The organism is Neorhizobium lilium, assembly GCF_004053875.1.
Taxonomy (GTDB): Bacteria; Pseudomonadota; Alphaproteobacteria; order Rhizobiales; family Rhizobiaceae; genus Neorhizobium; species Neorhizobium lilii.
In genome coordinates this window covers 108,047-121,048 of the sequence record NZ_SBIP01000004.1, presented here as the reverse complement: position 1 = coordinate 121,048, position 13,002 = coordinate 108,047, and the positions used below count along the sequence as shown (strand labels likewise).

The following is a 13,002-nucleotide window of genomic DNA, read 5'->3' as shown; positions in this document are numbered from 1 at the left end:
CGGATCCGAGGGTCCACGCCTATATAGGGTCCCCGCAGGTCGGCGCAAAGCGGCTGCATCAGGCCTTGAGAAAATCAGTCAGCGTCCAGACAGTGCCGCTGCCCTGATGATCCAGAACGGCTAGCCCTGCCGTCGGATATCCTGAAGGAATGGCAGCGGAAACCTGGCTCGTTCCGATAAGTGCCGCCAGCGTCTGCTCGATCACCGGGTTATGGCCGATGAGCATGACGGAGCGGCTGTCGCGCTGCGCGGACAGGATATCGAGATAGATCTCGGCGGAGCCGTTATAAAGATCGTCGACGAACATGGGCTCGATCGTCTCGCTGATCGCCCGGCGCACCGCATCCGCCGTCTGGCGGCAGCGAACTGCGGTGGAACTGATCACCATATCCGGACGGTAACCGCAATCGGCCGCCCTTTCGGCAATCATCTCCGCCTCGGCATAGCCCTGATCGTCGAGGCCTCGGTCGAAGTCACGCTGCCCGGGGTCGCCGCGCACTGCCTTTGCATGCCGCAGGAGGTAGATCCGAAAGGGAGGGGGATCGATTGAGGCCATTGCAGTTCCGCAAGCTCCGTTTTGAAATGGGTAGCCCTTCGTCCGGCCTCTCGTCAACTGCCTTCGCGCCCGACCAGGTGCTCAAGGCAGGATGGCTAGAAGCGTGGTCGGGCTTTGACGCAAAGCTGCAATAAAGATGAAAAAATAGTCGTTTAGCCGATTTTTGTAACAGTTTTAAAAATGTTCGCAGCTATGGCGCGAGGCTTGAACCAGCCTAGCTGAATAGGATATAGAGCGCCCACGAGATGTTCTTCAGGAGAATCGCGTTGAGTGAGAAGATCGATCTTAGTAACTATGTGCTCTCGGAAAACGATGAGTTCATGAATGCCAATCAGAAGGCTTATTTCCGCGCGAAGCTTATCGCCTGGAGAAACGACATTCTGAGGGAGGCCCGGGAGACCTTGGGTCACCTGGCCGAAGAAAGCGCCAATCACCCCGATCTCGCGGACCGCGCCTCGTCCGAAACGGACAGAGCCATTGAGCTTCGGGCCCGAGACCGCCAGCGCAAGCTGATCTCGAAGATCGACTCGGCACTTCAGCGCATCGATGACGGCACTTATGGCTATTGCGAGGAAACGGGCGAACCCATCGGCTTGAAGCGCCTGGATGCCCGCCCGATCGCCACCCTGTCGATCGAGGCGCAGGAGCGGCACGAGCGGCGCGAAAAAGTCTATCGCGACGAATAGACGCCAGGGCTCAACCACTGGTTTACGAAGGCACGGGAAGCGTTCCGTGCCTTTTTCGTTTGGCGCTCTCGCCTATTTGTCGCGGGTAACGGACATTTCACCGAAGATGCGCGCGACTTCGTCCTGAAGCGAAGGCTCGGCTGTGGCGCCGGTAATAATCGGCGCGGCTCGGGCATCCCGCGGCGGCACTTGCGGCGCAGCGGGTGAAATTGCCGGAGCTTCGCGGCCCGCGAGATTGCTTGCCATTTCCTCCTCGAGAATTTGCTCGAAATCGCTGCCCAGGATCTTTGGCTTTTCCGCAGCCTGCTGCAGAGCGGGCTGAGCAGCGGCAGCAGCGCCGACTGGCACGATCTTGGGCGGTTCGGGACGCTCCTGCAGCACGCGACCGCGGGCAGCGTCAAGGGCGTTCGCAGCCTCGTTCACGGCCGGAGAAGGTGGCGTGGCACTGGAAGCGGGCATCTTGGCGGCAGGCGAAGAAGCGGGCTCGCTCCTGGTTGCAGCGATAGCCGGAGGCGCGGCGGGCTCGCTCCGCTGCGCAACGACCGCAGAAGGCGTAACGCGCTGCGCTGGCCCCTGGTCGAGGCGTGGCTCCGGGCGTGGCTCGGGCGAAGGCGGGGCGGCGGGGGCAGACACAGCGCGCGGTGCCGGACGGAGGGCTGCCTCGCGGGCTGGGTCTTCCGACAAAGTTGGTTGCCTGGGTGGTTCGCGGGCCGGCAGGCGCGGTTCCGCTACGGGAGCTGCAAGGCGCGCCGGGGCTTGGCTCCGCAGGTCCGATACACCGATGGGAGCAGTCGGGGCGGTTGCTTCGACCGGAGCGCGGACAGGCGAACCAGTCCTGATGCCGCTTTCCACCACGATATCCGTCGGGCCGCCGATCATGATCAGGTGCTCGACGTCGTCGCGCCGGACGAGCACGAGGCGCCGCCGCGTATCCACTGCTGCCGCATCCAGAACCTGAAGCCTCGGGTTACGATTGCGCCCGCCCCGCACGAAGGGGGAGGGGCCGTTGCGCCCGCGCAACAGCCACAGGATGCCGATAAGGCAGACGAGACCAATGGCAACCCCGATCACCGCGATCACGAGCCGGCCACCATAGGCGCCCATCAATTCTTCGATCATGTATGGCACTCCTGGTTCGAACGCTCTGCAGAGACGATTTTTTTCAGCTTGAGGCAAGCCATCGGTGGTTTTTGTTCAGCGGTGAATGGCTGCCAATGATTAGATAGGTCAGAACTGGCGTCTGTCCCGGGTTTTATGGAGCCATGGAGCTTTTTGCTTGATATGCAAATTGCTAAGACAAGAATCGCGGGATTTCCCGCAACAGTCCGTGGGCGCGCATTTGGTGGCCCTGGCGAAGTGTGAGGGATTGATGACGAAGCTGCAGCCCGGCGGCACTTACGAAACGCCTCTGGTGGATCGCGGTACACGGGGCGGGACGGTATTGAAGATCGTGCTCCTCGCCCTTGTCCTGATCGCCGTTGCGATCGCTTTCGTTGTCTTTCAGCAGGCGCTCGACAATCAGGTCGTGCTCGGCATGCTCGGCATTCTTGCCATGGTCGGGATATTCTTCGTGGTATCCTCGCTGATCGGCCTCGTGGAAGTGATGCCGCAATCGCGATCGGACGAACTGGCGCGCGCTTTCCTGGCAAACCATCCGGACGGCATACTGATTACCGATGCCAAGGGTCGCATCGTCTACGCCAATGCCGCCTATGGCCGCATGACCGGCGCCACCAAATCCAATAACGTACAATCCATCGAGACCCTGCTGTCGAAGACCCGCGAATCCACCGAGGCCTTGTATCGCTTGACGACGGCGCTTCGCGAAGGACGCGAGGGGCACGAGGAGTTCCGCCTGCTGCAGCCGCTCGGCCGCGATACCGGCAATGGAAGCTCCGCCTTCTGGTACAGGCTGAAGGCCGGTTTGCTGGCGCCGTCGGAAGGTGCCAGCCGCAGGCAGCTTGACATATGGCAGATCACCGAGATTACCGCGGAGCGTGAGGACCAGGAACGTTTCTTCCGTGAGCTTCAGAACGCGATCGATTATCTCGACCATGCGCCTGTCGGCTTCTTCTCGGCCGGCAAGAACGGCGAACTCTTCTACCTCAATGCCACCCTTGCGGAATGGCTGGGCCTGGACCTGACCAAGTTCGTGCCGCGATCCCTGTCCATTGACGATATCGTGGCGGGCGAGGGTATGGCGCTCATTCAGTCCGTGCATCCGGCGCCTGGCCTGAAACGCACGGAAACGCTGGATCTGGACCTGCGGCGCACCAGCGGCCAAAGCCTGCCGGTCCGCCTCATCCACAGCGTCAGCTCCATGCGCGACGGCGCGCCCGGCGAAAGCCGCAGCGTGGTTCTTGTCCGTCCGCGGGGCGGGGAGGGTGACCAATCGGCCTCCGCGATGCGCTTCACGCGCTTCTTCAACAACACGCCCATGGCTATCGCATCCGTCAACGGCGCTGGCAGGATCTTGCGAATCAACGCGCCCTTCCTCCGTCTGTTCGCGGGCGTCGTCTCGCGCGACGACGTGGAAGAGGGAGCCGAGCTTGAACGCATCGTTCACGAGAGCGTCCGCCCGCAGCTGATGCAGGCCCTGGCCGCGGCCAAGGACGGACAGGGCGACATCACGCCGATCGAGTCCCGCCGTCCGGGCGACGAGACCCGCTATGTCCGCTTCTACGTCAATGCCGTAATCGACGAGAGCGACGAGGCACCGGAAGAAGCCGCCATCATCTACGCCGTCGAGACGACCGAGCAGAAGGCGCTCGAAACCCAGATGGCGCAGACCCAGAAGCTGAACGCTGTGGGAACGCTTGCCGGCGGTATCGCCCACGACTTCAACAATGTACTGACCGCCATCTTGCTGTCCTCCGACCATCTGCTGCTGCAGGCGCGGCCCTCGGACGCCAGCTTCGCGGACCTGATGGAGATCAAGCGCAACGCCAACCGCGCCGCCGTTCTCGTGCGTCAGCTGCTTGCCTTCTCCCGCAAGCAGACCATGCGGCCGGCTGTTCTCAATCTGACCGATGTCGTGGGCGATCTGCGGATGCTGGTCGATAGGCTGATCTCGGGCACCAATGTGAAGCTGGAGGTGGATTACGGCCGCGACCTCTGGCCCGTCCGCACCGATCTTTCCCAGTTCGAGCAGGTCCTGATCAATCTCTGCGTCAATGCGCGCGACGCCATGCCCCAGGGTGGCACGATCCTCATCAAAACCCGCAATGTGACGGCGGACGAGGCCGTGACCTTCCATCAGGCCGACCTGCCGCGGGAAGATCTGGTCATGGTGGAGGTTGCCGATACCGGTACGGGGATCGCGCCGGAGATCATGGACAAGATCTTCGAGCCTTTCTTTACCACCAAGGAAGTGGGCAAGGGGACGGGGCTTGGGCTCTCCATGGTCTACGGCATCGTCAAGCAGTCGGGCGGCTATATCTACCCGGAATCGGAACTTGGCCGCGGAACGAGCTTCCGCCTTTTCCTGCCCAGACATATTCCGGAGCAGCCCGCCATCCTGCCTGGATCCGGCGGAGCCGATGCTTCGACACAATCACCGCAACCCGTTCCCGTCGTCTCGCTGCCGCCTTCGGATCTCGACCTTACCGGCAAATCCGCCGTCGTTCTGCTGGTCGAGGACGAGGAGGCCGTGCGCCGCGGCGGCAAGCGCATGCTGGAGACCCGTGGCTATACCGTGCATGAGGCTGGGTCCGGCACCGAAGCGCTCGAGATCATGGAAGAGCTCAACGGGCAGGTCGATATCGTCGTCTCGGATGTGGTCATGCCCGAAATGGATGGACCGACGCTCCTGCGCGAACTGCGCAAGACCTATCCCGACCTGAAATTCATCTTCGTGTCGGGTTATGCGGAAGATGCCTTTGCCCGAAACCTTCCCGCCGACGCCAAGTTCGGTTTCCTGCCAAAGCCGTTCTCGCTCAAGCAGTTGGCTGTGGCCGTGCGGGAGATGCTGGACGCCGAATAGAGGGGCCGACCGGACGATCTTACGGCATTTGATTCGGCCCCTCAGCAGCTCAGACACCTGGCTTTTAAAGGCCGGAGTCGCGGAAAAAGCGGGCGAGAACGCATCAAGAACGAAGGCGAGATAATTATTTTGTTCCAGCGCCTTATATGGTCCTTGCACCACCAGAACAAAACATGTACATGAAGTCCATCGACTGCTTCGTTGCGTGCAGGGCGGCAATAACCTAAAGGTGGACCAGATGGCTCAAAATAGTTTGCGGCTCGTAGAGGAAAAAGGCGTGGACAAGAGTAAGGCGCTGGAAGCGGCACTGTCGCAAATCGAACGGTCCTTCGGCAAGGGCTCGATCATGAAGCTCGGCTCGAACGAGAGCATCGTCGAGATCGAGACTATCTCTACGGGTTCTTTGAGCCTCGATATCGCCCTCGGCATCGGTGGCTTGCCAAAGGGTCGTATCGTCGAGATCTATGGTCCGGAAAGCTCTGGCAAGACGACGCTTGCCCTGCAGACGATTGCAGAAGCTCAGAAGAAGGGCGGCATATGCGCCTTCGTGGACGCCGAACACGCGCTCGATCCGGTCTATGCCCGCAAGCTCGGCGTCGATCTGCATAACCTGCTGATTTCGCAGCCGGACACAGGCGAGCAGGCACTGGAAATCACGGATACGCTTGTCCGCTCGGGCGCGGTTGACGTGCTGGTCATCGACTCGGTTGCTGCGCTAACGCCGCGTGCCGAAATCGAAGGCGAAATGGGCGACAGCCTGCCGGGCCTGCAGGCCCGCCTGATGAGCCAGGCACTGCGCAAGCTGACCGCCTCGATCTCCAAGTCGAATACGATGGTGATCTTCATCAACCAGATCCGCATGAAGATCGGCGTCATGTTCGGCTCTCCGGAAACGACGACCGGCGGCAATGCCCTTAAATTCTACGCTTCGGTTCGCCTCGACATTCGTCGCATCGGCCAGGTCAAGGAGCGTGAAGAGGTTGTCGGCAACCAGACCCGCGTGAAAGTCGTCAAGAACAAGATGGCGCCTCCCTTCAAGCAGGTCGAATTCGACATCATGTATGGCGAAGGCGTGTCCAAGACCGGTGAGCTGGTGGACCTCGGCGTCAAGGCCGGCATCGTCGAGAAGGCCGGTGCCTGGTTTTCCTATAACAGCCAGCGTCTTGGACAGGGTCGCGAGAACGCCAAGACATTCCTGCGCGACAACCCTGAAATTGCGCGCGAGATCGAGACGTCGCTTCGCCAGAATGCCGGTCTGATTGCCGACCGCTTCCTGCAGAATGGTGGTCCTGACGCCGATGATGGTGAGGTTGCCGCGGATCTGTAATTGGGTTTGAACGGAATGTAAGCGGTTCCGCCGCCTTCAGGGTTTTCCCTGGCTGCTTGCTGAAACCGGTCGCCATTGAAAGATGAGCGGCCGGTTTCTCGTTGTGTTGCGGGACGAGCATATAGCGCGAAGATGGGCCTCAGTTTGTGCCAATGACATCGGCAGAAAAATATCTGAAGCGTGGCCAAGCCAATCTGAATGATCGCGACGCACTAAGGGCGGCTGGACAGTGGCGGAGGCGGACGATACAAGCCATTGTTTTCGAATTTCGGACCGCCAAGGGGCGGTGAAAAGGGCTTGGCATGAGCGGCGTGAATGAGATCCGGTCGACCTTCCTCGACTATTTCCAGAAGAACGGCCATGAGGTTGTCGCATCCAGTCCTCTGGTGCCGCGCAACGACCCGACGCTGATGTTCACCAATTCCGGTATGGTGCAGTTCAAGAGCGTCTTTACCGGTCTGGAGAAGCGGCCCTACACGAGGGCGACGACAGCGCAGAAGAGCGTACGCGCCGGCGGCAAGCATAACGACCTCGATAATGTCGGCTACACGGCGCGGCACCTGACCTTCTTCGAAATGCTGGGCAACTTCTCCTTCGGCGACTATTTCAAGGAGCACGCTATCGAGCTTGCCTGGAAGCTCGTAACCGAGGGCTTCGATCTTCCCAAGCATCGCCTTCTCGTCACCGTCTATTCCGAGGACGAAGAGGCGGCTACGCTCTGGAAGAAGATTGCCGGCATCTCCGACGACAAGATCATCCGCATTCCGACTTCCGATAATTTCTGGCAGATGGGCGACACCGGTCCCTGCGGCCCGTGTTCCGAGATCTTCATCGATCAGGGTGAGAACGTCTGGGGTGGCCCGCCCGGTTCTCCCGAAGAGGATGGCGACCGTTTCCTGGAGTTCTGGAACCTCGTCTTCATGCAGTTCGACCAGCTGGCGCCCGGCGAGCGTATAGCGCTGCCACGTCCGTCGATCGATACCGGTATGGGCCTTGAGCGCATGGCCTGCATCCTGCAGGGCGTCCAGAGCGTGTTCGACACCGACCTGTTCCGCACCCTGATCGGCACGATCGAGGATGTCATGGGCGTCTCTGGCAAGGACAGCGCTAGCCATCGGGTGATCGCCGACCATCTGCGCTCGTCCGCCTTTCTGATTGCGGATGGCGTCCTGCCGTCTAATGAGGGCCGCGGCTATGTCTTGCGCCGCATCATGCGCCGTGCCATGCGGCACGCGCAGCTGCTCGGCGCAAAGGAGCCGCTGATCTACAAGCTGCTGCCGACGCTGGTGCAGGAGATGGGCCGTGCCTATCCGGAGCTTGTGCGAGCGGAATCGCTGATTTCCGAGACGCTGAAGCTTGAGGAAACCCGCTTCCTCAAGACGCTTGAGCGCGGCCTCTCGCTTCTGTCCGATGCCACGAACACGCTCGACAAGGGCGACATGCTGGACGGCGAGACTGCCTTCAAGCTGTACGATACCTACGGCTTCCCGCTCGATCTGACGCAGGATGCCTTGCGCGCCCGCGAAATCGGCGTCGATATTTCAGGCTTCACCGACGCCATGGAGCGCCAGAAGGCGGAGGCCCGTTCGCATTGGGCCGGCTCCGGCGACAAGGCAACGGAAACGATCTGGTTCGAACTGAAGGAGAAGTTCGGCGCGACCGAATTCCTCGGCTACGACACGGAAACCGTGGAAGCGGTCGTCCAAGCGATCGTGGTTGACGGCAAGGCGATCGACAGCGCCTCCGTCGGGCAGCAGGTCCAGATCGTGGTCAGCCAAACGCCCTTCTACGGCGAATCCGGTGGGCAGATGGGCGACACGGGCGTCATCTCGACGGATCATGCCCGTCTTGATGTCACCGACACCCAGAAAAGAGGCGAGGGCGTCTTCGTTCATGTCGCGACCGTGGTTGAAGGCGTGCTGAAGGTGGGCGACAGTGTCCAGCTCGTCGTCGACCACGCGCGCCGCTTGCGGTTACGCTCGAACCACTCGGCGACCCATCTTCTGCATGAGGCGCTGCGCGAAGTTCTAGGGAGCCATGTGGCCCAGAAGGGTTCGCTTGTGGCGCCAGAGCGTCTGCGGTTCGACGTCTCGCATCCAAAGCCGATGTCCGCCGCAGAACTGCAGACGGTCGAGGACATGGCCAATGCCATCATTCTTCAGAACGCGCCTGTAACTACTCGGCTGATGAGCGTGGACGATGCCATTGCTGAAGGCGCCATGGCGCTGTTTGGCGAGAAGTATGGCGACGAGGTTCGCGTCGTTTCCATGGGAACATCGGTGGAAGGCCCCAAGGCCGGCAAGCCATACTCGATCGAACTCTGCGGCGGCACGCATGTGAATGCGACGGGCGATATCGGTCTGGTTCGGGTGCTGGGCGAAAGTGCGGTCGGGTCCGGCGTGCGGCGGGTAGAGGCCGTCACGGGCAATGCGGCACGCGCCTATCTTGCCGAGCAGGACGAACGGATCAAGGCGCTTGCCGGCGCGCTGAAGGTACAGCCTGCCGAAGTCGTCTCCCGCGTCGAAACGCTTGTGGAAGAACGCCGCAAGCTGGAGAAGGAACTGGCGGATGCCAAGCGTCGCCTCGCCATGGGTGGCGGCGAGGGTGGTTCGGCAAGCGAAATCCGTGAGGTCGCCGGTATCAAGTTCATGGGCAAGGTGCTGTCCGGCATCGATGCCAAGGACCTCAAGAGCCTGGCAGACGAGGGCAAGGCAAGCCTTGGCTCGGGCGTGGTCACTTTGGTTGGTGTGTCCGAAGACGGCAAGGCAAGCGCTGTCGTCGCGGTGACGCCGGATCTGGTCGCACGTTTCAGCGCTGTCGATCTGGTGCGCATCGCATCCGTAGCGCTCGGAGGCAAAGGCGGCGGCGGGCGGCCGGACATGGCTCAGGCCGGCGGCCCGGATGGCGCCAAGGCAAACGATGCGCTGGACGCTGTGGCGGCGGCACTCGCCGGCTAAGCGGCGGCGATTTTAGGGACGGGATCATGGGCGTGAACGTGGACATCGCGGATGAACTGGAAGAGGCCGCGAGTGGCCTTGCGCCGGCCCTGTTCCGCGATGCTCCGAGCTCCGTCTCGTTCAACAAGCTGCGCAAGCGCCTGCTGCGCCAGGTGCGGCAGGCCTTCGAAGACTTCTGCATGCTGAAGGATCAGAAGCGCTGGCTGATCGGCCTTTCCGGCGGCAAGGATTCCTATTCCCTGCTTGCGGTGCTGCTCGATCTTCAGTGGCGCGGCCTGCTGCCGGTGGAACTGATCGCCTGCAATCTCGATCAGGGGCAGCCCAATTTTCCAAAGCATGTGCTGCCGGATTATCTCGCGTCGATCGGGGTAAAACACCGCATCGAGTATCGCGACACCTACTCCATCGTGAAGGAGAAGGTGCCGGCAGGCGGCACCTATTGCTCCCTCTGTTCAAGGCTGCGGCGCGGCAATCTCTATCGCGTTGCGCGCGAGGAGGGGTGTGACGCCCTGGTGCTGGGGCACCATCGTGAGGATATCCTCGAAACCTTCTTCATGAACTTTTTCCACGGCGGTCGGCTGGCGGCTATGCCCGCCAAGCTGCTAAACGACGAAGGCGATATCATGGTCTTGCGGCCGCTTGCCTATTGCGCCGAGGATGACCTTGCCAAGTTTGCGACGGCCATGGAATTCCCGATCATACCCTGTGACCTTTGCGGCTCCCAGGATGGCCTCCAGCGCAATGCGATGAAGGCCATGCTCGGCGATATCGAGGCACGCATGCCCGGCCGCAAGGACGCCATGCTGCGCGCGCTGGCTCACGTGAATCCATCCCACCTTCTCGATCCGAAACTTTTCGATTTTTCCGGCCTTCAGGCGATCCCAAGCGTCTGACCCTTTTCAAGAGATCCCCCTATGACCATGCCCCTTGATGTTGAACGACTGGCCGATCTTCTGCGCCGGGCCGCCAAAGCCGAAATCCTGCCGCGCTTTCGCCGCTTGGGCAGCGGCGACGTTCGCTCCAAAAGCGAACCTTCCGATCTCGTGACGGAGGCGGACGAGGCGGCGGAGCGGATGATCCGGGCCGAGCTTGAGGTGATTGCGCCCTCGGCGCTTTTTATTGGCGAGGAGTCCGTAGCCGCCGAACCGGACCTGCTCGGCAAGCTGGCGGATGCGGACTTCGCCGTGGTCGTGGATCCGGTCGATGGCACGTTCAACTTTGCCTCCGGCATTCCAGCCTTCGGCGTTATGGCCTCCGTGGTCTGGAAGGGCGAGACCGTTGCTGGCCTCATCTACGACCCTATGGGCGATGACTGGGTCATGGCGGAAAAGGGCGCCGGCGCTTTCCTGCGCCGCCCGGACGGGGAGGCGGTTCGCCTGTCGGTCGCGGAGGCGTGCCCGCTCGACGCCATGGTCGGCATGGCCTCGCCCGGCTACTTCTTCGGCGCTGATCGGGATCGTATTCTTGCCAATCTTGCAAAGGTTCGCTTCTTTGCCAATTATCGCTGCTCCGCCCATGAATATCGCACCTTTGCGGGCGGCCATGTCCAGTTCGTGCTCTACAACAAGCTGATGCCGTGGGATCATCTTGCGGGCACCTTGATCGCCAAGGAAGCCGGCGGCCATGTCGCGCGGTTCGACGGTTCCGCATACCTTCCCTCGCATGTGGATGGCGGACTTCTGGTCGCGACCAACGAAGACAGCTGGCATATGCTGCGCGAAGAAATTATCGGGCACTGACGTCTGCCGAACGGGACGCCATCCATCATAAAGGCCGGATTGCTCCGGCCTTTATGATTCCAGCGCCGTGTGGTTGAGACGCTTCAGACGCGGGGATTATGCGGCTGGAAGAGCTTGCCCTTTTCGGCGATCAGCACGAAGAACAGGCCGATGACGGACACCACGAAGAAGCTGGCCACCATTGGCGTCGCCGTTCCGTTGAACGCCTGGCCAATCGAGGCACCGATGATCGCGCCACCAACCGTTCCCATAAAGCCAAGAACCGAAGAGGCCGTTCCGGCGACGTGCCCCAGCGGTTCCATGGCCAGCGAGTTGAAATTCGAGGCGATCAGGCCGAACTGGAACATCGCGAGTGCGAAGAAGGCGAGGAACAGCAGGAAGGGCATCGGCGTATCCGACAGAAGCTGTACCATAAGCCAGAGGAACGTCACTGTGACGAAGCCGAGCAAGGCTGCGTGGGACAGGCGGCGCATCCCGAGCCTGCCGACCCAGCGCGAGTTCAGGAAGGCAGCCAGGGACATGAACAGCGCGACAGCCGCAAAAGCGACAGGGAACATGGCGCCGAGCCCATAAATCCCGACATAGACCTGCTGAGCCGAGTTTATGAATCCGAACAGCGCGCCGAAGATGAAGGTGCTGGCGATCGTGTAACAGAGCGCCAGCCGGTTGGTCATGACGATCAGGAAGCCGGCAAGCACGGATTTCACCGTGAACGGGCGCATATCGGCCGGATCGAGGGTTTCAGGAAGCCGCCTTGCAACCCATGCGGTGACGATAAGGGCCGCAACGGCGATGACCGCGAAGATCAGATGCCAATTGCCGAAAAGCAGGATGACCTGCCCTGTTCCCGGCGCAACCACAGGCACGACCATGAAGACCATCATGATCAGCGACATGACTTCGGCCATGGCGCGCCCACCGAAGACGTCGCGGACGATCGAGATCGAAATGACGCGCGTGGCGGCGGAGCCGATACCCTGGGCGAAGCGAAGAAAAAGGAGGCCCGCAAAGGACGGCACGAAAATGACGGCGATGGCGGAAAGAATGTAGATGCCAAGCCCAATCAGCAGAGGCTTGCGCCGTCCGAACCGATCGGAAATCGGGCCGTAGAAAAGCTGCGAAACGCCGAAACCGAAGAGATAGGCCGACACCACATACTGCCGATGGTTGGGGTTCTCGACGCCAAGCGATTCGCCGATCTGCTGGAGGCCGGGGAGCATGATGTCGATGGCCAAGGCATTGAGGGCCATCAGCGCCGCCATCATGGCAATGAATTCGACTTTGCCCAGACCGCCAAGTCGTGGAGGCATTACGGATGAAGAACTGGTCACAGCTATTTCCTAAGCAACGGGAAAGGCGCCGTGGGTGCGGCGCCTTCGAAATTGGGCAGATTTTCTGGCTGGAGCCTTGTTGCTATGCCGCGCCGCGGACGCTGACGCCTTGCTCCTGGAAGTGAGTCAGAAGCTCGCCGGACTGGAACATCTCCCGGATGATATCGCAACCGCCGACGAACTCACCCTTCACGTAAAGCTGCGGGATGGTTGGCCAGTTGGAGAAGTCCTTGATGCCCTGGCGGATTTCCGCGTCGGCGAGCACATTCACGCCTTTATAGTCCACGCCGAGGTAATCCAGGATCTGCACGACCTGACCCGAGAACCCACACTGTGGAAACTGCGGCGTGCCCTTCATGAACAGGACCACGTCGTTCGTCTTGACTTCATTGCCGATAAAATCGTGAATGCCACTCATCTCGCT

10 protein-coding genes are annotated in these 13,002 nt (G+C 61.2%); 6 read left to right on the top strand and 4 right to left on the bottom strand.

Annotated elements, in window-relative coordinates; all coding sequences use genetic code 11:
- Positions 1-58 precede the first annotated feature (58 nt).
- On the bottom strand, positions 59-556 hold the full coding sequence (locus tag EPK99_RS17460; RefSeq protein ID WP_128444376.1) for a SixA phosphatase family protein: 498 nt from the start codon (positions 554-556) through the stop codon (positions 59-61).
- Between the two features lie 266 nt (positions 557-822).
- On the opposite strand from EPK99_RS17460, the gene dksA reads away from it, so the two are divergent.
- On the top strand, positions 823-1,242 hold the full coding sequence (gene dksA / locus EPK99_RS17455; protein WP_128444375.1) for an RNA polymerase-binding protein DksA: 420 nt from the start codon (positions 823-825) through the stop codon (positions 1,240-1,242).
- 72 nt (positions 1,243-1,314) lie between these two features.
- Here dksA and EPK99_RS17450 read toward each other — a convergent pair whose 3' ends face one another.
- Positions 1,315-2,361, bottom strand: coding sequence for a flagellar biosynthetic protein FliO (locus EPK99_RS17450; protein WP_128444374.1), 1,047 nt, complete (start codon positions 2,359-2,361; stop codon positions 1,315-1,317).
- A gap of 250 nt (positions 2,362-2,611) precedes the next feature.
- Between EPK99_RS17450 and cckA the strand changes: the two genes are divergently transcribed.
- From cckA to EPK99_RS17425, 5 genes are all read left to right on the top strand, one after another.
- The gene (gene cckA, locus EPK99_RS17445) at positions 2,612-5,224 is read left to right on the top strand and encodes a cell cycle histidine kinase CckA (protein ID WP_128444373.1); all 2,613 of its coding nucleotides are present in this window, start codon (positions 2,612-2,614) and stop codon (positions 5,222-5,224) included.
- Between the two features lie 238 nt (positions 5,225-5,462).
- Positions 5,463-6,551, top strand: a complete 1,089-nt coding sequence (gene recA, locus EPK99_RS17440) for a recombinase RecA (RefSeq protein ID WP_128444372.1) — start codon at positions 5,463-5,465, stop codon at positions 6,549-6,551.
- A 302-nt stretch (positions 6,552-6,853) separates the two neighbouring features.
- A complete protein-coding gene (alaS, locus tag EPK99_RS17435; protein ID WP_128444371.1) occupies positions 6,854-9,508 on the top strand; it encodes an alanine--tRNA ligase in 2,655 nt (884 codons plus the stop codon).
- A 26-nt stretch (positions 9,509-9,534) separates the two neighbouring features.
- Positions 9,535-10,401, top strand: a complete 867-nt coding sequence (ttcA, locus tag EPK99_RS17430) for a tRNA 2-thiocytidine(32) synthetase TtcA (RefSeq protein ID WP_128444370.1) — start codon at positions 9,535-9,537, stop codon at positions 10,399-10,401.
- Between the two features lie 21 nt (positions 10,402-10,422).
- The gene (locus EPK99_RS17425; protein WP_128444369.1) at positions 10,423-11,247 is read left to right on the top strand and encodes an inositol monophosphatase family protein; all 825 of its coding nucleotides are present in this window, start codon (positions 10,423-10,425) and stop codon (positions 11,245-11,247) included.
- 83 nt (positions 11,248-11,330) lie between these two features.
- On the opposite strand, the gene EPK99_RS17420 is transcribed toward EPK99_RS17425, so the two are convergent.
- Complete coding sequence (locus EPK99_RS17420) at positions 11,331-12,536, bottom strand: multidrug effflux MFS transporter (protein WP_128444996.1); 1,206 nt, start codon at positions 12,534-12,536, stop codon at positions 11,331-11,333.
- 124 nt (positions 12,537-12,660) lie between these two features.
- The gene (gene grxD, locus EPK99_RS17415) at positions 12,661-12,996 is read right to left on the bottom strand and encodes a Grx4 family monothiol glutaredoxin (RefSeq protein WP_128444368.1); all 336 of its coding nucleotides are present in this window, start codon (positions 12,994-12,996) and stop codon (positions 12,661-12,663) included.
- Positions 12,997-13,002: the final 6 nt, after the last annotated feature.

Coding starts and splice junctions, on each gene's coding strand:
- ttcA (WP_128444370.1), top strand. CDS start 9,535: ATGGGCGTGAACGTGGACATCGCGGATGAACTGGAAGAGGCCGCGAGT.
- grxD (WP_128444368.1), bottom strand. CDS start 12,996: ATGAGTGGCATTCACGATTTTATCGGCAATGAAGTCAAGACGAACGAC.
- EPK99_RS17425 (WP_128444369.1), top strand. CDS start 10,423: ATGACCATGCCCCTTGATGTTGAACGACTGGCCGATCTTCTGCGCCGG.
- EPK99_RS17460 (WP_128444376.1), bottom strand. CDS start 556: ATGGCCTCAATCGATCCCCCTCCCTTTCGGATCTACCTCCTGCGGCAT.
- EPK99_RS17450 (WP_128444374.1), bottom strand. CDS start 2,361: ATGATCGAAGAATTGATGGGCGCCTATGGTGGCCGGCTCGTGATCGCG.
- alaS (WP_128444371.1), top strand. CDS start 6,854: ATGAGCGGCGTGAATGAGATCCGGTCGACCTTCCTCGACTATTTCCAG.
- cckA (WP_128444373.1), top strand. CDS start 2,612: ATGACGAAGCTGCAGCCCGGCGGCACTTACGAAACGCCTCTGGTGGAT.
- recA (WP_128444372.1), top strand. CDS start 5,463: ATGGCTCAAAATAGTTTGCGGCTCGTAGAGGAAAAAGGCGTGGACAAG.